This is a genomic window from Paraburkholderia flagellata (assembly GCF_021390645.1).
Lineage (GTDB): Bacteria > Pseudomonadota > Gammaproteobacteria > Burkholderiales > Burkholderiaceae > Paraburkholderia > Paraburkholderia flagellata.
The window spans coordinates 116,318-136,467 of record NZ_JAJEJT010000006.1 but is presented as its reverse complement, the minus strand read 5'-3'; the positions used below and the strand labels follow the sequence as shown (position 1 = coordinate 136,467).

Here is a 20,150-nt window from a genome sequence, read left to right as displayed (position 1 = left end):
TTTGCTATCTTCGATCCGCTTCAACAAAACTGAAACATAGAGCGGACCCCCCGAAACCCTTTTGGGGATCCGGGCGGATGGCAATGACGGAGAGTTGGCCGGGTGGGCGTCGGCGCGAAATCCATTGCTTTAGCACAACTATCAATCATTGATAAGCAAAGAAGCATTGCGCGTTCATGAGCGGCTCGAAATTTGCCGCGTGGACTTTATTTTGTAATTCGTAGTGCGAATGTAATTTCGCATCAAGTGGGTTTCGGTCACGTGGACTTGTGGTCATGACGTGACGAGGGTTTTCTGCGGCAGGATTGGGGCGTACTGCGCCGAGGGAGCGAAGGTGGTGATGAAAGTGCAAGTGGGAGCGCCAGTTGCAGGCGTGCGGTCGGGCGGACCAGGCCGCCCACGCGAATTCGGGCGTAAGCATCAGAATCCTGTGCGTCGCTACGGCGGAATTGGCGCGGTAATCGTTTTGCACATTGCGCTCATCTACGCGTTGGTCAATGGTCTTGCAAACAAGGTCGTGCAGGTGATCCAGCATCCGATCGAAACGAAGATCATCCAGCCCGTGGCACCCCCACCGCCACCGCCGCTGCCTACCGTGCAACTGCCGCCGCCGAAGTTCGCGCCGCCGCCGCCGCCGTTCGTGCCACCGCCGGAAGTACCGGTGCAGGCGCCACCGCAGCAATCGATCGTGCATCAGGCTGCGCCCGTGGTCAGCGCACCCGTCACCGCGCCGCCTGCGCCGCCCGCCCCCGCTGTACAGGCGAAGCCGGTAAGCCACGAAGTGGGCGTCGTGTGTCCAAACTCGGATGAGATCCGTTCGTCGATCCGCTATCCGAAGGAGGCACAGGACAACGGCGTGACTGGCGACGTGCTCATCGAATTCGTGGTGGATCCACAAGGACACGTTACGAATGAGCGAGTGGCGCAGTCGGCCAACGACGACAGTCTGGATGCGGCTGCATTCAACGCAGTGAAGAGGTTCAACTGCATATCGCAAGGCCAGCCGGTACGCGTGCAGGTTCCGTTCTCATTCAGTCTTAACTGACGCGCGGACTGCAAGCATCGGGTGGCGAGTCACTACCCGGATTTTTAGACGTTCAACGGATGTATTGGAGCAGGCATGAAAAAGCGTTCGTACGCCGCACTCGCGGCAAGCATGTTGATCGCCGTAGCCACGGTCGATACCTTTGTCGCACCGCAGCTCGCCAACGCGCAGGCTAGTGCCACCACGGCCGTCGCGTCAGCGACCGCCACAGCGGCCGACGCCGCGCCATCACCCGCCGCGAGTGCGGACCAGCCCGCGCCGCCCCCGGCACCGGCCACCTCGCAGACGGTCACGAACCCGTACGGCCTCGGCGCGCTCTGGAAGAACGGCGACTTCGTCGCTCGCTTTGTGCTGTTGCTGCTCGTGGTGATGTCGATGGGCAGCTGGTACATCATGATCACCAAGTTCTTCGAGCAGTTCCGCGCCAACCGTCGTGCGAAGAGCGCAGACGAGCAGCTCTGGAGCGCGCCGTCGCTCGCAGAAGGCGCAAAGCAGCTCGAGGAGTCGTCGCCGTTCCGGTTCATCGCGGAAACCGCGATCGAGGCTGGCGAGCATCACGACGAAGCGCTGCTCGAAGCGGTCGATCGAAACACGTGGATCGACGTTTCGGTCGAGCGCGCGATCACCAACGTGTCGAACCGCCTGCAGGACGGCCTGGCATTCCTCGGCACCGTGGGCTCGACCGCGCCGTTTGTCGGTCTGTTCGGTACGGTGTGGGGCATCTATCACGCGCTGACGGCCATCGGTATTGCAGGTCAGGCTTCGATCGACAAAGTCGCGGGCCCGGTCGGCGAAGCGCTCATCATGACTGCCATCGGTCTGGGCGTGGCCGTGCCGGCGGTGCTCGGCTACAACTTCCTCGTGCGACGTAACAAGGCGGTGATGGAGCGTGTCCGCGGCTTCGGCGCGCAACTGCATACGGTCCTGCTGGCTGGCGGCAAGCGCGTCGGGCGCACCGCGCCGCGCGCCGCCGTCATGGCCGACTGAGCGAGGGGAACACCATGGCCATGAGCGTTGGAGGCGAGGGCGGTGACGACGAGGTCATCTCGTCCATCAACACGACGCCGCTCGTCGATGTGATGCTGGTGTTGCTGATCATCTTCCTGATCACGATTCCGGTGGTGACGCATACGGTGCAGCTCCAGCTACCGAAGCAGACGGTGGCGCCGCTGCAGACGCAGCCGAAGAGCATCGAGATCGCAGTGAATCGCGATGGCGACTTCTTCTGGTACGAGCAACACGTCGATGCTCCGACGCTGCTGGCACGCCTGAAGACAGCGTCCGTCCAGACGCCGCAGCCGGAAGTGCATATCCGCGGCGACCAGGAGACGCGCTATGAGGCCATCGGGCGCGTGATCACATCGTGCGAGCGCGCGGGAATCGCGAAAGTGTCATTCATTACGGAGCCGCCAGCGCGCGGCGGATAAGGGGCGGTTATGGGTATGAACGTATCGTCGGGCGGCGGCAGCAGCGAACCCGAAGTGATGGTGGACATCAACACCACGCCGCTGATCGACGTGATGCTGGTGTTGCTGATCATGCTGATCATCACCATTCCGATCCAGATGCACGCGGTCAAGATGAATCTGCCTGTGGGCAATCCGCCACCGCCGGCCGTGCAGCCGGAGGTGGTGCAGATCGACATCGACTTCGACGGCACCATGACCTGGAACGGCACACCGGTGCCCGACCAGGCGACGCTGGAGCGGAAGTTCGCGCAGGTCGCGGCCGAACCGGATCAGGCGGAAATTCACCTGCGTCCGAACCGGCTTGCGCCGTACAAGGACGTGGCCGAAGTAATGGCGGCGGCGCAGCGCGAAGGCGCGACGAAGATCGGCTTGATCGGCAACGAACAGTACATGCAATGAGGAATTTGAAAGCGATGAGCATTCCTTATCGATACAAGAAGGCGGTGGTTGCGCTCGCGGTGACCGGCTTGTCGGCGCTGGCCATGATGCCAACAGCGGCGCAGGCCGCGGACACGCTGCGTCCCGACGTGGCGAAGCCGCTGAACGATGCGCAGAATCTGTACCGCGCGCACCACTACGAGGACGCGCTCAACAAGATTGCACAGGCCGCGGCCGTTCCGAACAAGACGCCGTACGAAACGTACATGGTCGAGGAGATGCGGGGCGCTGCCGCCATGGCGGCGGGCCAGAACGGCGTGGCGGCGCAGGCGTATGAATCGCTGCTCGCGAGCGGGCAGCTCAAGGGCGAGGACGCGCAGCGCACGACGGCGGCGCTCGCGGGCATCTACTTCCAGCAGAAGAACTATGCCCAGGCCATCAAGGTCGCACAGTGCTACCAAAAGGCGGGCGGCAGCGATCCCCAGATGGCCACCCTGCTGGTCGAGTCGTACTATCTCTCGGGCGACTACGTCAGCGCGACGCGCCTGCTGAATGCGAGCGTCGAAGCCCAGGTGCGCGGTGGCCATACGCCGGACGAGGCGCAGTTGCAGCTGCTCGGCACGTGCGCTCAGCATGCAAACGACCAGGAAGCCTACCGCGGCGCGCTAGAAAAGCTCGTGGCCTATCACCCGAAGCAGTCGTATTGGGATGACCTGTTGCACGCGATTCGCAGCAAGCCCGGCTATCTCGGCACACTCGATCTGGACACGTATCGCCTGCGCCGCGCGACGGGTTCACTGTCGAGCGCCAACGACTACATGGAGATGACGCAACTGGCGATCGTTGCGGGCTCCACGGCAGAGGGCAAGCAAATCATCGATCAGGGTTTTGCGTCTGGCGTGCTGGGTCACGATGCCGGGGCCGATCGCGAACGTCGCCTGCAGGCACTAGCGGCGACGCGTGCCAGTGCTGCGCCCGACCCAGCCAATCCCGTCGCACCGTTCGATGCGGCTTTCAATCAGGTGTATGCGGGGCAAGCGAAGCAGGGTCTCGCGACCATGGAATCGCTCATTGAGAAGGGTGGCCTTGATCACCAGGACTTAGCGCGACTTCGCCTCGGCGAGGCTTACTTTGCCTCGGGAGACAAAGCGCGTGCGGTCCAGGCTTTCAAGGCGGTCAAGGGCAACGATGGCAGCGCTGATCTGGCGCAGCTCTGGATACTGGTGGCGTCGAAGCCATGAGCGCCTGAGCGATAAACAAGGGCGTTTCAATATTAGCTGGTTAATTAGGTATACATAATAAATGTTGGATGATCTTTGTCCGGTCGGACTCGGCAGGGGTTGATGTGTCAGAAGTGAAGCAACATGAAGTTTTGGGCAAGCGGCGATGGCAGATGCGGGGAGAAGCCGCTTTTCTCCAGGGAAGGCAAGCGGTCGGCTGTAAATGGAAGAGCCCTGGGCAGGGTGGATCCAGGTAAAAAGTGGCGCGATGCGACAGCGTCGTCAAATCTAATGCGGGGGTTCACGAGACCTTGCTTCGCATAACGAAGTACACGTGACCGACGAGAGAGAAGGGGAAACTGTGAAACAAAGAGCATTGGCTGTGGCCATTCGAAGAATAATCTGGGCTGAACTGGCGTTTTCGGCGGCGTTTTCCGTATCAGCATTTGCGCAGAGTCAGCCCGTGACTAACGGCGGTGCGGCGGTCGCGGCAGATAATGCGACCGCGGCAGCGGCGGCGCCGCAATCGGGCGCGAGCGCGCAAACGGGTGCGGCCAGTACAGGCAGCGCGGCGGCCACGACCGGGAGCAACACAACCGTCAAGCAGATGAAGAAGTTCGAAGTCACCGGTTCGCTGATCCGGCAATCGGACAAGACGGGCTTCCAGCAGGTGCAAACGATCAGTCAGAAGGACATCCAGAACAGCGGCGCAACGACTGTGGCCGACTATTTGCGTACGGTCTCGGCCAACTCCGCCAATAGCTGGAGCGAAGGCCAGGCGGGCAACTTCGCAGCCGGCGCGGCGGGTATCGCCTTGCGCGGCTTGAGCGAGAAGTACACCCTCGTTCTCGTCGACGGTCAGCGCGTTGCACCGTTCGCCTTCTATTCGAACAGCACCGACAGTTTCTTCGACCTCAATACCATCCCGCTTAACGCGATCGATCGCATCGAGATCGTGAAAACCGGCGCCGTGTCGCAATACGGCTCGGACGCCATTGCGGGCGTGGTTAACATCATCACGAAGCACGATTTCCGCGGCCTTCAGTTCGACGGCAGCTACGGCAGTTCGGTGAGCGACGGCGGCGGAAACGGTACGACGAAGTTCGGCGTTCTGGCGGGCTTCGGCGACCTCAATGCGGACCGCTTCAACGTCACCGCATCCGCGAGCGTCTATCACTCGGCGGGCTCGACGCTGGCCGACCGCGACTCCACGGCGGCGCAGGACTTCACGGACAAGCCGGGCGGCCTCTCGCTGCTCGCGCCGTCCTATTGGCAAACAGGTCCCAACACGGCGCAGGCATTGAGCGGGTGCCCATACGGCGGCTCCGTCCACCCGGCCGGCAGCAATTTCCTGGGCGCGGCTGCGGGGCTGGGCGGCACGGTGTGCGCCTTCAACACCGCCAACGGCATGTCGATCGCACCGGAGACGACGCGCGCGAGCGTGAAGGTCCACGCTGACTTCAAGGTCGACGATACGACGACTGCCTTTGCCGATCTGTGGGAAAGCTACAACCAGACGACCACGAACGACGGTCTCTGGAACAACATCGTCGGCAGCCCGCAAACGCCGACGCTGACCTATACACCGGGCGTCGGTCTGACGCCGTTCAACAACGTCGTCCCGGCAAGCAATCGGTACAACCCGTATGGCGTGGCGACGCCGCTCACCTATTCGTTCCCGAATACCGTGGCAGAAGAGACGTACGCGAACTTTTGGCGCGCGTCCACGGGCATTCGCGGTTCGTTCACTGTGCCGAAGTATGGGGACTGGGACTGGTCGACTTCGTACAGCCACTCTCAGAGCAACGTCTCGAACACCTACACGAACCAGCTCAACACAGCGGCGCTCAATAACATCTACCAGAACGGCACGTTCAACTTCGCCAATCCGTCCTCTACGCCGAATGGCTTGAACGGCCTGTACATGGATGCGAACAACCAGGGCATTTCGAAGCTCGATACGGTTGACGCGACGCTGGCCACGCCGAACCTGTACCATCTGCCCACGGGCGATATCGGTGTCGGCTTCGGCGCGCAGTTCCTGCACCAGAGCGAAGTCATCAACCCGGGCGCAGAGTTTTCCCAAGGCCTCGTGGCGAACCCGATGCTGCAGACCGTCAACGGCCAGCGCAATGTCGCGGCGGTGTACTACCAGGTCGATGTGCCCATCATCCACAACCTGACGTTCAGTCAGTCGGGCCGATACGACCACTATAGCGACTTCGGGGGCGCGTTCTCGCCACGCTTCGCGCTGCGCTACCAGCCCGTCAAGGAGCTGACGATGTACGGCTCCTATAACCGCGGCTTCCGCGCACCGACATTCGTCGAGAACAGCACTTCGCAGACGCTCGGTATCCAGCAGTCGGCCACCGGTACGGTTACCACGATCACCGAGGGCAATCCGAACTTGCAGCCGGAGCGCACGCGCAACATCAACCTAGGCTTCCAGACGTCGCCGACGCGCACGACCGATTTCGGCTTCGACTGGTACAAGATCCGTGTCGATCACGTCATCGGCGAGGCGGCTTCGCCGTCGCAGGTCGTGACGAATGCACAAGGCCAGGTGGTTTATGAAGTTTTCCCGTACGAGAACCTCGGCTACCTCGACACGAACGGCTTCGAAGGCACCTTCCGTCAGTCGTTGCCGACGAAGGCCGGCACGTTCACGCTGTCGGCCGACTGGGCGTACGTGAAGGACTTCACGCTGGGGCAGTCCACGGGCCCGATCAACGGTGCGGGCAACAACTACACGATCACGCAGCCGTTCGGCGGCAGCTTCCCGCGCTGGAAAGGCAATACGACGATCGACTGGGCATATCACGGCTGGAACGCGGCGCTCACGTGGCAGTTCACTGGCCCGTATGCGCAGACGTTGTCGGTGGCGGCGCCCACGCCCGTCGCCGACAAGGTGGGCTCGTACAGCCAGTTCAACTTGATGGTCACCTACACGGGCATCAAGCACTGGACGATCTACGGTGGCGTCAACAACATCTTCAACCGCACGCCTCCGTTCGATCCGATCTTTGCCAGCAGTGCGCTCGACCAGACTGGCTACGACACGTCGCTGTACAACTATATCGGCCGTTTCGCGCAGATCGGAGCGACGTACAAGTTCTGAGCATTCGGCGCGATGTAGTGAGTAGTTGGTGGGGCAGGCTGCTTTGGCCGCCTGCCTCGAATATTTCCCGTAGTGGCGAGCGACGGCGGCAGACTCCCACCACGTCGGACAGACGAACCGTGCATCGGCCACACACCGGTGTACGTCCTCATGCAGACGGACGATGAGAATGAAGAAGTTGAGCTTGTCACGATTGTCGCCGCATTGGTCAGGTGCTGCGTCCGCAATGGCCCTGGCAGTTGGCGTCGGCATGCTTGCGACGCCACTGGCGCACGCGGCTACGGCGCTCGCGCAGTACGACCAGCCGAAGTATGCTTCCGGCTTCACCCATTTCGAGTACGCGGACCCTGATGCGCCGTCGAACGGCGTCCTGAGCTTCGAAAACTACAATGAATTTCAAAGCTACGATTCGCTGAACCCCTTCCTTGTGCGAGGTGCCCCCGCGCCGGACATCCAGAATCTGATGTTCGACACGCTAATGCAACGCAGCTGGGATGAACTGGCCTCCGAATACCCGCTGATCGCCGATAACGTTGAGGTCGCGGCAGACCTCTCGTCTGCGACGTTCCATATCAATCCGGCTGCGCGCTTTTCGAACGGCGATCCGATAACCGCGGCCGACGTCAAATATTCGTTCGACACGCTCACGAGCCCTCAGGCTTCGCCGCTCTTCAATGCGCAGTTTTCGGTGATAAAAAACGCGGTCGTGATGAACCCTTCGACGATCCGGTTCGAGTTCCGTCGTGCGGAGCGCGATGCGCCGCTCATTGCAGGCGACTTGCCCATTTTCTCGCCGAAGTGGGGAATGAAACCCGACGGCACGCGTATTCCGTTCGACCAGCTTTCGAACGTACCACCCATCGCGAGCGGTGCCTATCTGATCGCCGAACGCAAGAACGACAAGCAGATTGCGTATCGCCGCAACCCTGCGTACTGGGCGGTCAACCTGCCCACGCGCCGCGGCATGTACCACTTCGAGCGCATCACGTTCAAGCTCTACCTCGACCTGTACACGCAGCTCGAAGCGTTCAAGGCCGGCGACGCCGATGTGCATGTGGAAGACAGCGCGACGCAGTGGGCACGCAAGTACGTGGGCAAGAACTTCCGTAACGGTATGCTGAAGCAGACCAATTTCCCGGACGGTCCGGCACAGATGCAGGGCATGCTTTTCAACCTGCGCAAGCCGATGTTTCAGGACGTGCGCGTACGCCATGCGCTTTCTCTCGCGTTCGACTACGACTGGATGAACCGCATGATGTTCTATGGTCAGTACCTGCGCCTGCACAGCTATTTCGAGGCGAGCCCTTTCGGTGCGACCGACATGCCGGGCGAGAAGGAGTTGAAGCTGCTCGAACCGTGGCGCGCGAGCCTGCAGCCGGAAGTGTTCGGGCCGATGATCAAGCAGCCTACGACGCTGCCGCCCGATTCGTTACGCGCCAATCTGCGCGAGGCGCGCGATCTGCTTGCGCAGGCCGGGTGGCATTATCGTGACGGCGCGCTGCGCAATGCCGAGGGCGAGCCCATGAGCATCGAAATCCTCGACGACCAGCCTGGCATGGATCGTGTGATCCTCCCTTATACGCAGGCACTGGCGACGCTGGGCATCAATTCGCATCTGCGCGAAATCGACAGTGCGCTGTACCAGAAGCGCCTGGACAACTTCGACTACGACATGACCACCTGGCTCTACAGCCCGGTGACGATTCCCGGCGCGGAGCTTGCACGTCGCTTTGGTAGCGCAGCTGCCTCGGAGGTGGGCTCGGAGAACTATCCGGGCGTGCGCTCGCAGGTCGTCGACGCGCTCGTGAAGGCAGTGCAGGCCGCGAACACGCTCGACGACCTCGAAGCGGCCACACGTGCTCTGGATCGTGTGCTGATGAACGAGTACTACCTCGTGACGGAGTACTACGCTCCCAACGCGCGCATCGCATACAAGACGTCGCTCGGCTTTCCGTCCGTCGTACCCGTATCGTTCGAGGCCCAGGACTGGATCGTCGACTACTGGTATCGCAAGCCGCAAAACGCGCTGGTCGCCCAGACCGCGCAAGCGGCTCCCCACTGAGGAGCACCATGTTCGCCTACATTTTTCGACGTCTATTGCTGATGGTGCCGACGCTGATCGGCGTCGTCACGCTCACGTTCGTCGTCACGCAGTTCGTGCCGGGTGGCCCGGTCGAGCAGATCATGGCGCAACTGCGCCATGGCAATGCGCGGGGCGGCGAGACCGGGGCAGGAGGTGGCGGCTATCACGGCAGCCAGGGCGTGGATCCGCAACAGATCGAGCAGATCAAGAAGGAGTTCGGCTTCGACAAGCCGCCGCTCACGCGCTACTTCATGATGCTCAAGAACTACGCCACGTTCGATCTGGGACAGTCGTACTACCAGCACGACAGCGTCTGGAACGTAATTCGGTCGAAGTTGCCGGTTTCCATCACGCTCGGCTTGTGGACGGTACTGCTAACTTACGTGATATCCGTGCCGCTCGGCATCGCCAAGGCCGTGCGCAACGGGTCGCGATTCGACACCGTCACAAGCGTACTCGTGCTCTCTGGCTATGCGGTACCGGGGTTCGTGCTCGGCGTGCTCCTACTGATGCTGTTCGGTGGTGGCACATTCTGGCAGGTGTTCCCCATGCGAGGTCTCACGTCCGACAACTTCGCGGACCTGAGCCTCGCGGGTAAGGTGCTCGACTACCTCTGGCACATCGTCCTGCCGGTTACGGCCTCTGTGGTCGGCAACTTCGCGATCGTCACGATCCTCACGAAGAATACCTTCCTCGAAGAGATCGGCCGTCAGTACGTGCTGACCGCGCGGGCAAAGGGCGCGCCCGAGCGCGACGTGCTGTGGAAGCACGTATTGCGCAACGCTGCCATTCCGCTCGTCACGGGCCTGCCCGCCGCATTCGTGGGCGCTTTTCTGAACGGCAACCTGCTGATCGAAACGCTGTTCTCATTGGACGGCATGGGCCAACTGTCTTACGACTCGGTTATCCGCCGCGATTACCCCGTCGTGCTTGGCTCGCTGTTCCTGTTCACGCTGATTGGCCTCGTAACCAAACTCATTGCTGACGTCTGCTATGTCCTCGTCGACCCCCGCATCCAGTTCCACCGCCTGGACCGCTGATTCCGCGGCCGTTCCGCACGCGCCATCGGTCTCGCCATGGCGCCGCACGTGGCGCCGATTTCGCGCGCAGCCGCTCGGCTACTGGAGTCTTATCATCTTCGTCACGCTGTTTGCGATCAGCATGCTCGGCGAAGAGCTCGCAAATGACCGGCCGCTCGTCGTGCGTTACGACGGTCAATACTACTTCCCGATCGTCAAGGACTATCCGGAGACGATTTTCGGTGGCGACTTCCCGGCGAGGACTAACTATCTCGACCCGTATATTCGGCAACGGCTGGAGTCGAACGGCAATTTTGCAATCTATCCGGCCAATCATTTTCATTACGACACGATCGACTACTTCGCGGCGCGACCGTATCCGTCCGCGCCCTCGGCGACAAACTGGCTTGGGACCGATCAGTTCGGCCGCGACGTGCTTTCGCGATTGCTCTACGGCTTCCGGCTTTCGGTGCTGATGGCCCTGGCGCTAACGGTTTCCGGCGTCGCATTGGGCGTGTTGACGGGCGCGGTGCAGGGCTTTCATGGAGGACGCACCGATCTCATCGGGCAACGGCTCATCGAAATCTGGAGTTCGATGCCGGACCTCTATCTGCTCATTATCTTCGCCTCGATCTTCGAGCCTACGCTTTGGTTGCTGTTTATCCTGCTTTCAATGTTTGGATGGCTTGTACTTTCCGATTACGTACGCGCTGAGTTCCTGCGCAACCGCTCGCTAGACTACGTGAAGGCGGCGCGAACGATGGGCCTCTCGAACTGGCAGATCATGTGGCGCCACGTCCTGCCCAACAGCCTGACGCCGGTCATCACGTTCCTGCCTTTTCGCATGAGTGCGGCCATTCTCTCGCTCACGAGTCTCGACTTCCTCGGGCTGGGCGTGCCGCCACCTACGCCGAGCCTTGGCGAGCTGCTGCAAGAGGGCAAGAACAATCTCGAAGCGTGGTGGATCTCGCTTTCGGCTTTCGCGGCGCTCGTGATTACGCTGCTGTTGCTGACGTTCATGGGCGACGCACTGCGTAACGCACTCGATACGCGTACGCGTGGCTCGGCATTCGGCGGAGGTAAATAATGAATCGTCCTTTGCTGGATATTGAGCGTTTTAGCGTGCGCTTCGGCGAGAAAGTGGCCGTGCGCCAACTAAGTCTTTCGATAGCACGCGGCGAACGCGTGGCGCTCGTCGGGGAGTCGGGCTCGGGCAAGAGCGTGACTGCATTGTCGATCCTTGGCCTCGTCGAGCGTGCGCGGTTCACGGGACGTATGCTGTTCGACGGCGAGGATCTGCTGCAGAAGACCGAGCAGCAGATGCGCGGCGTTCGCGGAGCCGATATTGCCATGGTCTTTCAGGAGCCGATGACTGCCCTGAATCCGCTATACACGGTAGGCAAGCAAATTGCAGAAAGCCTGCGCCTCCACGAAGGTCTGAGCGCTGGCGCAGCGCGGGAGCGCGGTATCGACCTGCTGCGGCGGACCGGCATTCCCGAGCCGGAGCGCCGCATCGACAGCTTTCCACACCAGCTGTCTGGCGGACAGCGCCAGCGTGCGATGATCGCGATGGCGCTCGCGTGCCGCCCGCGCCTGCTGCTCGCCGACGAGCCCACGACGGCACTTGACGTGACCGTGCGCCAGCAGATTGTCGATCTGCTGATCGACCTGCAGGAGCAGGAGGCGGCAGCACGGGGCATGGCGATATTGCTCATCACGCATGACCTGAATCTCGTGCGGCGCTTTGCGCAGCGCGTTGCGGTGATGGAAAAGGGCGTACTCGTCGAAACGAACACGACCGCGGCGCTGTTCTCGAGCCCCCAGCATCCCTACACCCAACGCCTGCTTGATAGCGAGCCGCGTCGCGAAGTGGCTCCGGTCGCGGTGGATGCGCCGCCCATTCTCGAAGTGAAGGGCCTCGCAGTGGACTACCGCACGGCGTCGAAGGGCTGGCGCTCGGTGTTCGGCAGCTCGACGTTCCGTGCCTTGCACGAAGCGGACCTGAGTCTGCGGTGTGGTGAAACGCTCGGTATCGTCGGCGAGTCGGGCTCGGGCAAATCGACGCTCGCGGCCACCGTGCTCGGGCTGAAAAGCGCGGCGGCGGGCGAGATCCGCATCGACGGGATCGCGCTCTCGGCGCAACGCAAGGCGAGCGCGCGCCGCGCACTGTACTCGCGTATGCAGGTGGTGTTCCAGGATCCATTCGGCTCGCTTTCCCCGCGCATGACGATTGAGCAGATAGTCGGGGAGGGGCTGGCCGTGCACAGACCGGAGGTTGACGGACCGGCGCGGCGCATGCGTATCGCATCGCTGCTCGAAGAAGTGGGTCTGCAAGCCGATTCGATGCAGCGATACCCCCACGAATTTTCGGGCGGCCAGCGCCAGCGCATCGCCATTGCGCGCGCGCTGGCAGTCGAGCCGGAACTGATTGTGCTCGATGAGCCGACCAGCGCGCTCGACGTCTCGATTCAGAAGCAGGTGCTCGCGCTACTGACGAACTTGCAGAAGAAGTACAAGCTAAGTTATCTGTTCATCACGCATGATCTGGCCGTCATGCGCGCGATGGCACATCGCGTGATCGTGATGAAAGCGGGCCGTATCGTCGAGCAGGGTGACACGCTCGACGTGCTGCACGCGCCGTCACATCCTTACACTCAATCGCTGCTGGCGTCGTCGATGCTGCACGAGCCGACAGCGCTACAGGAGAAGTTCGCATGATCGAAGAGCGTTGGGTGCAAGGCGCGCGCACGCTGAAGAGTAGCGCCGATTTCTGGTCGCTGCGCATGGTGGACGAACTTGTCGAGGACCACGTGGTGCGCAACGACATCGCGCAGCCGCTGCGTGTGGTGCGCGAGCGCGGCGCAATGCTGACTGCCTGGGCCGGTGCTGGCGCCGGCTATGCGGCTACCGCCGATCTCAGTGCCGAGGGTCTCCAGCGTGCACTCGAAATCGCCACGGCGCGGGCGTTTGCCTGTGCGCAAGTCTCGTTGATCGATCACCGCCGCATTGCTCGGCCTGTTGCGAGCGGTAGCTATGCTTCGCCGAATGTCGACGTGCCGCTTCCCACCCGCCGTGAGTGGCTCGCCCAGCTCGCGCACGAGTGTGCGTCGGCGAACCTCGACGCGCGCATCGTCGAGCGCGTGGCGAGCATGCATGTTGTACACGCGGATCAACTCTATCTCACGAGCGACGGCGTGCGCATCGAGCAGCGCTTTCGCTACCTCATGCCAGGACTGAGCGTGGCCGCACATGCCAACGGCGACACGCAGGTGCGAACGCTTGCCGGTGACCACGGCGCGCTCGGGCAGGGAGGTCTCGAGATACTCGCACGGCACCGCTTCAATGGGGCCGGCGCCCGTGTGGCGGACGAGGCGCTGCAACTGCTCGCGGCACCGAACTGCCCCTCGGGCACGCGCGACTTGCTGCTGATGCCCGACCAGATGATGTTGCAGATTCACGAATCGATCGGTCATCCACTCGAACTTGACCGAATTCTTGGCGACGAGCGCAACTTCGCTGGCTGGAGCTTCGTGAAACCGGAGATGTTCGGCAGCTATCAGTACGGCTCCCCGTTGCTGAACGTGACGTTCGACCCCGAGCTGCGCGAAGAAGCCGCTACGTATGCGTTCGACGACGAAGGCAGTTCGGCGAGCAAGCAATACCTGATCCGCAACGGCGTGCTGGAGCGGCCGCTCGGTGGGGCACTCTCGCAGCAGCGCGCTGGGCTGCCAGGGGTCGCGAACTCGCGCGCGGCCAACTGGAATCGCCCGCCTATCGACCGCATGGCGAACCTGAACATCGAGCCCGGTACAGAGACGCTCGCCGCGATGATCGCAAACATCGAAAACGGCGTTCTAATGACTTCGAATACGTCCTGGTCAATTGACGACCATCGTAACAAGTTCCAGTTCGGTTGCGAATATGGCAGGCTCATCGAGAACGGCAAGCTCACGCAGGTCGTTAAGCGGCCTAATTATCGCGGCATCTCGGCGAGCTTCTGGCGCAGTCTCGTTGCCGTAGGCGATGCGAGTACCCGGGAAGTCTACGGCACGCCGTATTGCGGGAAGGGAGAGCCTGCGCAGGTGATTCGTGTGGGGCACGCGTCACCCGCGTGCGTCTTTAGCAACGTAGACGTATTCGGAGGCGCCTGATGAGCGAAACCCTCTTTGCGAGCGAGCGCGTGGCGGTGGATTGGCACACGCATTTCATGATGCTCGCTGATGCGGTCGACCGGTTGTTGGTGGCTGGTGAAACGGCGCTCATTTCTTTTGCCGGGGAGCAGTCGGACTTCATTCGCTTCAACGGCGGCAAGGTCCGGCAGATGGGCCTGGTCTCGCAGGGCAAGCTCACGCTCCGGCTAATCGATGGCGCGCGCCAGGCGTATTCCACGCTCGACATCTGCGGTAACGCCGACCAGGACCTTCGCGATGTGGGCACGACGTTGGAGACGCTTCGCTCGGGCCTGCGTGATGCACCTGATGATCCGCACCTGCTCTACGACACGACACCGTGGCAGCGTTCGACGCGGCGCACCGGACGGCTGCGCGATCCGCATGCCCTCATCCATGTGGTGGCCGAATGCGCGCGAGGGCTCGATTTCGTGGGCTTCTACGCGGGTGGCATGCTCGCGCGTGGCTTCGCCTCGAGCTGCGGCAGCCGTGGCTGGCACGAAGTCGAGAATTTCTGCTTCAGCTGGTCGCTCTATCATCCGGGCGGCCGCGCAATCAAGACGACCTATGCGGGCGAGACCTGGGACGACGCGAAGTTTGCCAGCAAGGTGCAGGAGGCGGCTGCGCGCTTGCCCGTGCTAGCGCTCGCACCGCGAGCGCTCGGGCCGGGCCGCTACCGTGCATGGCTCGCGCCAGCGGCGCTCGAAGAGCTGCTGGGCGTTACTGCGTGGGGCGGCTTTTCGGCGCGCGCGCAGGCGACGTCGCAGAGCCCGCTTTACCGGCTGCATGGCGGCGAGCTTTCGCTCGACGCGCGCGTCTCGATCACTGAAGACCTCGATCTTGGCATTACACCTGTCTTCAACGACGACGGTTATTTGCGCGAAGGCGTGCCGCTCGTGCGTGAGGGGAGGAGCGTCGCGCAATTGACGAACGCCCGGACGGGGCGTGAGTACGGCCTGATACCCAACGGTGCGCTGGCGAGCGAGGCGCCGTCGTCGCTATCGATGCCGGGCGGCGACCTCGCGGATGCGGATGTACTCGCGGCGCTTGGCACAGGTCTCTATGTCGGCAACCTGTGGTACGTGAACTTCTCGGACCGTATGAACTGCCGCCTGACAGGCATGACGCGTTTTGCGACGTTCTGGGTGGAAGAGGGGCGTGTCGTTGCACCGGTAGACGCCATGCGCTTCGACGACAGTCTGTACGGCCTGCTGGGCGAGCGCCTCGAGCGTCTGGGTGCGCAGCCCGAGCTGCGCCTGTCCGAAGACACATGGGGCCAACGCGCGACGGGCGGCATGCAACTGCCGGGGGTGCTAGTGAAGTCGTTTGAACTGACGCTGTAGCGCCTGTTCTTCCCTGACGATTCAAACACGAAGGAAACAACAATGCAGTCGAGCTTACCCGAGGGGCTCGTCGTGCGCGCATTGCGCCTCGGCGATGCCGAAGCGTTGCATGCGCTGCGGCTCAGTCCGGCGATAGTTCGGGGCAATGCGGACGCACCTTATAGTTCGGTCGCGCAGACGCGCGAGTGGATCGCGAGCGTGGTGTCGCCTGCTGTCGTCATTGGCGCGTGGGTGGGCGAGACAATAGTGGGGGAGGCTGAACTGCATCCGCAGAAGCTGCGCCGCGCTCACGTCTGCGCGATCGGCATCAGCGTGCACGACGATTGGCAGCGTCGCGGCGTCGGAACGTTTCTCATGGGGCAGATCCTCGAGTTTGCGGACAACTGGCTCGGCCTACGGCGGCTCGAGCTTCACGTCTACACCGACAATGCCGCCGCGATCGCGTTCTACCAAAAGTGCGGTTTCGAAATCGAGGCGCGTTTGCGCGGCTCAGTATTGCGCGACGGAGTGCTCGCCGACTTCTTCTTGATGGCACGCCTGCGCGATCCGCTTCCCCTCGCCCCGGAGTGATGCCCATGCACGTCCCGACACCATCGCCTGCGTTCAGGTCACCCGGTACTATTCGCGTGCGCAATTGTGAACCAGCCGATTTCGACGCGATCGCCGACTTGATGAACCAGCCAGGCGTTCGCCATGGCACGCTTTTGAGCGGTTGGCGCACCCCCGAATCCGTGCGCACGTGGTACGAGAATCGGCCGCCCGGCTGCATTACGATCTGCGCCGAAATCGACGGACGCGTGGTCGGCCAATCGCATCTCGAAGTCGCGAAGCCGCGCCGCTCACATTGCGCTTCGGTAGGCTTCGGCGTGCACGACGCCTGGCAGCGGCGCGGCGTGGGCAGCGCGCTGATGGCGGCGATCGTCGCCTGCGCCGACCAGTCGCTGGGCCTGCGCAGGCTCGAACTCGAAGTGTTCGCCGACAACGAGGCCGCGATCGCGCTCTATCGCAAGTTCGGCTTCGTCGTAGAGGGCCGCTCGCGTGGCGCCGCGATGCGCTCCGGCATGCTTGCCGATACGCTTCATATGGCGCGCTACGCGGAAGCACCACCGTTCGCTTCCCCCCTGGTCCCGTAACCGTACCGACAAGCGCGTGCCCTTCTTTTTCATCGACAGGCCGGTCTTCGCATGGGTCATCGCGCTCGCGGTAATGGTGGCGGGCGTGCTCGCGATCCCCATGCTGCCGGTCGCGCAGTATCCGCAGCTCTCGCCGCCGCGTATCGTCATCAGCGCCGAGTATCCGGGCGCGTCGGCGGAGGAGGTGGGTAACAACGTCGCGAGCGTAATCGAGGAGAGCCTCGATGGCGCCGAGGGCCTGCAGTACTACGAAGCGACCAGCGACGCACTGGGGGAACTCGAAATCGACGTGACCTTCACGTCGGACACCAATCCCGACATCGCGCTCGTGGATGTGCAGAACCGTCTGAAGCAGGTCGAGGCGCGGCTGCCACAGCAGGTGGTGCAGCAAGGCATCGACGTGGAGAAGGCGTCGAATACGTTCCTGATGCTCGTCGCGCTCACGTCCATCGATGGCACGCGAGACTCCGCGCAGCTGAGCGACTACCTGAACCGCTTCATCCTGCGCGACCTCAAGCGCGCGCCGGGCGTTGGCGCTGCGGAGCTCTGGGACGCCGACGAGGCCATGCGGGTCTGGCTCGATCCGGTGAAGCTGCGCGAATATGGCCTCACGGCGGCCGAGGTCAACGCGGCCATTGCCGCGCAGAACTCGCCGGTGACGGCGGGCACGCTCGGCAACGCGCCGTTCGTGAATGGGCAGCAGACCACCGAGTCGGTGAGCGTCAAGGGTCAACTCGAAACGCCTGACGAGTTCGGCCAGATCGTGCTGAAGGCGAAGACGGATGGCTCGCTCGTGCGCTTGCGCGACATCGCACGCGTGGAGCTCGGGCGCGCCGACTACTCGTTCTACTCGCGCCTGAACGGCACACCCGCGGCGACCGTGGGCATCCATCTCGGGCCGCGCGGTAACGCGCTGGAGACGTCGAATGCGATCCGGGCGCGCCTCGCTGAACTGTCGAAGCGTCTGCCGCCGGGCGTGGCGATCGAGATTCCATTCGATACCGCGTACTTCGTGCGCGTGGCGATCCACGAAGTGGTGATCGCGCTCATCGAAGCTGTGGTGCTCGTGTTCGCGGTGATGTGGCTGTTCCTGCGCGACCTGCGCGCCACGCTCGTGCCCACGGTGGTGATCCCTGTCACGCTCATGGGCGCATTTGTTGCACTGTTTTTGGCCGGGATGTCCATCAACGTGTTCACGATGTTCGGGCTCGTGCTCGCGATCGGCATACTCGTGGACGATGCCATCGTCGTGGTGGAGAGCGTGCACCGTGTGATGCACGAGCGTGGGCTTGCGCCGCGCGAGGCCACGCGCGCCGCGATGAAGCGCATTGGCGGCGCGATCGTCGGTGTGACGGCGGTGCTCACCGCCGTGTTCGTGCCGATGCTGTTCTTCGACGGCAACGTGGGCGGCATCTACCGGCAGTTCGCGGTGGCGATGATCGCGACCATGCTGTGTTCGTCGTTCATGGCGCTCACGCTCACGCCCGCCCTTTGTGCGAATCTTCTCAGGATGCCGAAGCGGGCGCCACAGCCCGAGCGCGGTTTCGCGGCGCAAGCGGCGCGGGCCTCGCGCGGCTACCGTGCGCTCGTGGCTGCGCTACTGCGGCGCGGTCCGCGCGTGCTCGCGATCTACGCCATCCTGTGCGCAGTGGGGGCGTTCTTGTACTGGGAACTGCCGCAGGGTTTCCTGCCAAGCGAGGACGAAGGGCAGTTGCAGGTGATGATCCAGTTGCCCGCGGGCGCCACGCAGGCGCGCACGCTCGAGGTGGTAAAGCGCGTGGAAGCGATGCTCGGCAAGCAGCAGGCCGTAGGGAACGTGACGAGCGTGGTGGGCTGGAGCTTCGCAGGCAGTGGGCAGAACGTGGCGATGGCGTTCGTCGAGCTCAAGCCGTGGGGCCAGCGCGGCAAGGACGAAACGGACGCGCAGACGCTGCGCGATGCACTCAACGAGCAATTCGGCACCATCCTCGACGGCGACGTCCAGGCTACGCTGCCTTCGGCGGTGCCGGGCATCGGCCACTCCGAGGGCTTTACGTACCGGCTGGAGGATCGCGGGGGCGTCGGCGTTGAGGAGTTGAAGGCCGCGCGTGACCAACTGATCGACGCGGCCGGCAAGAGCCGCGTGGTGGCGCAGGTCCGCTCGGACGACTTGCCCGACGCGCCGCGCGTGGAACTCGACGTCGACCGCGACAAGGCCTACGCGTATGGCGTGTCGTTCGACCGCATCGCGGACGTGCTGGGCAGCACGTTCGGCTCCAGCTACGTCGACGACTTTCCGGCAAGGGGGCGGATGCGCCGCGTGATCGTCGCCGCCGACGCACCCGCGCGGATGGCCGACAGCCAGCTCCTCGACCTGCCTGTGCAGAACACATCCGGCGGGACCGTGGCGATGTCGTCGATTGCGGCCACGCACTGGACGCTCGGCCCTGTGATGCTGAGCCGCTACAACGGTTATCCGTCGCTCGATGTGACGGGGCGCGCGGCGCCGGGTCATAGCTCGGGCGAAGCGATGGCGGAGATGGAGCGCCTCGCGCTCGTTTTGCCCGATGGCGTGTCGGCCGAATGGACCGACGCCGCGTTCGAAGAAGGCCAGGCCGCGCGCCAGACACCGCTCCTCATCGGCCTTTCGCTGCTCGCAGTGTTCATGGTGCTGGCGGCGCTCTACGAGAGCTGGATCGCGCCGCTTTCGGTGATACTGATCGTTCCGCTCGGCGCGCTCGGCGCGGTGAGCGCGATGCTCCTGCGCGCGCTGCCTAACGACATCTATTTCAAGGTGGGTATGGTGACCGTGATCGGCCTAGCGGCGAAGAACGCCATCCTGATCGTGCAGGCCGCGACCGTGCGCCGTACGGGCGGGGTGCCGCTCCGTGCCGCGGTTGTGGGCGCGAGCGTCGAACGCCTGCGGCCTATCGTGATGACCTCGGCCGCGTTCGTGCTGGGCGTGCTGCCGCTCGCGTTCTCGCAGGGCGGCGGCGCGGAAAGCCGGCACTCCATCGGCACGGGAGTCCTCGGCGGCGTGGTTGCGGCGACGCTGCTCGGACTCGTGTTCACACCAGTGCTTTACTACACTGTGGTGTCGCGCGTGGCGGCGACACCTGTGCATCGCGTGCCGCCGCGCCGAAGTGAGAAAACTGCGCAACGGGCGAAAGAGACCGAAACTGAAGCGCCCTGAC

Annotated in this window: 15 protein-coding genes; all 15 read left to right on the top strand. The window is 63.2% G+C overall.

What is annotated here, in order from left to right:
• The first annotated feature begins 340 nt into the window (after positions 1-340).
• The 15 genes from L0U83_RS40080 (at position 341) to L0U83_RS40010 (ending at position 20,149) form a co-directional block, all read left to right on the top strand.
• On the top strand, positions 341-1,045 hold the full coding sequence (locus L0U83_RS40080) for an energy transducer TonB (RefSeq protein WP_233890137.1): 705 nt from the start codon (positions 341-343) through the stop codon (positions 1,043-1,045).
• A 75-nt stretch (positions 1,046-1,120) separates the two neighbouring features.
• Complete coding sequence (locus tag L0U83_RS40075; protein WP_233890136.1) at positions 1,121-2,032, top strand: MotA/TolQ/ExbB proton channel family protein; 912 nt, start codon at positions 1,121-1,123, stop codon at positions 2,030-2,032.
• A gap of 14 nt (positions 2,033-2,046) precedes the next feature.
• Positions 2,047-2,472, top strand: a complete 426-nt coding sequence (locus L0U83_RS40070) for an ExbD/TolR family protein (protein WP_233890135.1) — start codon at positions 2,047-2,049, stop codon at positions 2,470-2,472.
• A gap of 9 nt (positions 2,473-2,481) precedes the next feature.
• Positions 2,482-2,913: an ExbD/TolR family protein gene (locus L0U83_RS40065; RefSeq protein ID WP_110854285.1), complete on the top strand. Its 432-nt coding sequence runs from the start codon at positions 2,482-2,484 to the stop codon at positions 2,911-2,913.
• Positions 2,914-2,927: 14 nt separating this feature from the next.
• Positions 2,928-4,133, top strand: coding sequence for a tetratricopeptide repeat protein (locus L0U83_RS40060; protein WP_373321208.1), 1,206 nt, complete (start codon positions 2,928-2,930; stop codon positions 4,131-4,133).
• A gap of 340 nt (positions 4,134-4,473) precedes the next feature.
• The gene (locus L0U83_RS40055) at positions 4,474-7,230 is read left to right on the top strand and encodes a TonB-dependent receptor domain-containing protein (RefSeq protein WP_233890134.1); all 2,757 of its coding nucleotides are present in this window, start codon (positions 4,474-4,476) and stop codon (positions 7,228-7,230) included.
• Positions 7,231-7,456: 226 nt separating this feature from the next.
• Positions 7,457-9,292 (top strand): extracellular solute-binding protein, encoded by a 1,836-nt coding sequence (locus tag L0U83_RS40050; protein ID WP_233890133.1) that lies wholly within the window; start codon positions 7,457-7,459, stop codon positions 9,290-9,292.
• Between the two features lie 8 nt (positions 9,293-9,300).
• Complete coding sequence (locus L0U83_RS40045; protein ID WP_233890132.1) at positions 9,301-10,353, top strand: microcin C ABC transporter permease YejB; 1,053 nt, start codon at positions 9,301-9,303, stop codon at positions 10,351-10,353.
• Positions 10,307-11,419 carry an ABC transporter permease gene (locus L0U83_RS40040; RefSeq protein WP_233890131.1) on the top strand — a complete coding sequence of 371 codons (1,113 nt, stop codon included), beginning with the start codon at positions 10,307-10,309 and terminating at the stop codon, positions 11,417-11,419. Before L0U83_RS40045 ends, L0U83_RS40040 begins: the two co-directional genes overlap by 47 nt.
• The gene (locus L0U83_RS40035; RefSeq protein ID WP_233890130.1) at positions 11,419-13,050 is read left to right on the top strand and encodes an ABC transporter ATP-binding protein; all 1,632 of its coding nucleotides are present in this window, start codon (positions 11,419-11,421) and stop codon (positions 13,048-13,050) included. The genes L0U83_RS40040 and L0U83_RS40035 overlap by 1 nt, the downstream gene beginning before the upstream one ends.
• The gene (locus tag L0U83_RS40030) at positions 13,047-14,483 is read left to right on the top strand and encodes a TldD/PmbA family protein (protein WP_233890129.1); all 1,437 of its coding nucleotides are present in this window, start codon (positions 13,047-13,049) and stop codon (positions 14,481-14,483) included. Before L0U83_RS40035 ends, L0U83_RS40030 begins: the two co-directional genes overlap by 4 nt.
• Positions 14,483-15,844 (top strand): TldD/PmbA family protein, encoded by a 1,362-nt coding sequence (locus L0U83_RS40025; RefSeq protein ID WP_233890128.1) that lies wholly within the window; start codon positions 14,483-14,485, stop codon positions 15,842-15,844. The genes L0U83_RS40030 and L0U83_RS40025 overlap by 1 nt, the downstream gene beginning before the upstream one ends.
• A 42-nt stretch (positions 15,845-15,886) precedes the next feature.
• Positions 15,887-16,414 (top strand): GNAT family N-acetyltransferase, encoded by a 528-nt coding sequence (locus L0U83_RS40020; RefSeq protein WP_233890127.1) that lies wholly within the window; start codon positions 15,887-15,889, stop codon positions 16,412-16,414.
• A 5-nt stretch (positions 16,415-16,419) separates the two neighbouring features.
• A complete protein-coding gene (locus L0U83_RS40015; protein WP_233890126.1) occupies positions 16,420-16,977 on the top strand; it encodes a GNAT family N-acetyltransferase in 558 nt (185 codons plus the stop codon).
• 16 nt (positions 16,978-16,993) lie between these two features.
• Positions 16,994-20,149, top strand: coding sequence for a multidrug efflux RND transporter permease subunit (locus tag L0U83_RS40010; RefSeq protein ID WP_233890125.1), 3,156 nt, complete (start codon positions 16,994-16,996; stop codon positions 20,147-20,149).
• The last annotated feature ends 1 nt before the right edge of the window (position 20,150 follow it).

Excerpts from the sequence above, each read along its gene's own strand:
- L0U83_RS40025 (WP_233890128.1), top strand. The coding sequence starts at position 14,483 with ATGAGCGAAACCCTCTTTGCGAGCGAGCGCGTGGCGGTGGATTGGCAC.
- L0U83_RS40020 (WP_233890127.1), top strand. The coding sequence starts at position 15,887 with ATGCAGTCGAGCTTACCCGAGGGGCTCGTCGTGCGCGCATTGCGCCTC.
- L0U83_RS40075 (WP_233890136.1), top strand. The coding sequence starts at position 1,121 with ATGAAAAAGCGTTCGTACGCCGCACTCGCGGCAAGCATGTTGATCGCC.
- L0U83_RS40060 (WP_373321208.1), top strand. The coding sequence starts at position 2,928 with ATGAGCATTCCTTATCGATACAAGAAGGCGGTGGTTGCGCTCGCGGTG.
- L0U83_RS40050 (WP_233890133.1), top strand. The coding sequence starts at position 7,457 with ATGGCCCTGGCAGTTGGCGTCGGCATGCTTGCGACGCCACTGGCGCAC.
- L0U83_RS40015 (WP_233890126.1), top strand. The coding sequence starts at position 16,420 with ATGCACGTCCCGACACCATCGCCTGCGTTCAGGTCACCCGGTACTATT.
- L0U83_RS40070 (WP_233890135.1), top strand. The coding sequence starts at position 2,047 with ATGGCCATGAGCGTTGGAGGCGAGGGCGGTGACGACGAGGTCATCTCG.
- L0U83_RS40040 (WP_233890131.1), top strand. The coding sequence starts at position 10,307 with ATGTCCTCGTCGACCCCCGCATCCAGTTCCACCGCCTGGACCGCTGAT.
- L0U83_RS40045 (WP_233890132.1), top strand. The coding sequence starts at position 9,301 with ATGTTCGCCTACATTTTTCGACGTCTATTGCTGATGGTGCCGACGCTG.
- L0U83_RS40030 (WP_233890129.1), top strand. The coding sequence starts at position 13,047 with ATGATCGAAGAGCGTTGGGTGCAAGGCGCGCGCACGCTGAAGAGTAGC.
- L0U83_RS40035 (WP_233890130.1), top strand. The coding sequence starts at position 11,419 with ATGAATCGTCCTTTGCTGGATATTGAGCGTTTTAGCGTGCGCTTCGGC.
- L0U83_RS40080 (WP_233890137.1), top strand. The coding sequence starts at position 341 with ATGAAAGTGCAAGTGGGAGCGCCAGTTGCAGGCGTGCGGTCGGGCGGA.
- L0U83_RS40065 (WP_110854285.1), top strand. The coding sequence starts at position 2,482 with ATGGGTATGAACGTATCGTCGGGCGGCGGCAGCAGCGAACCCGAAGTG.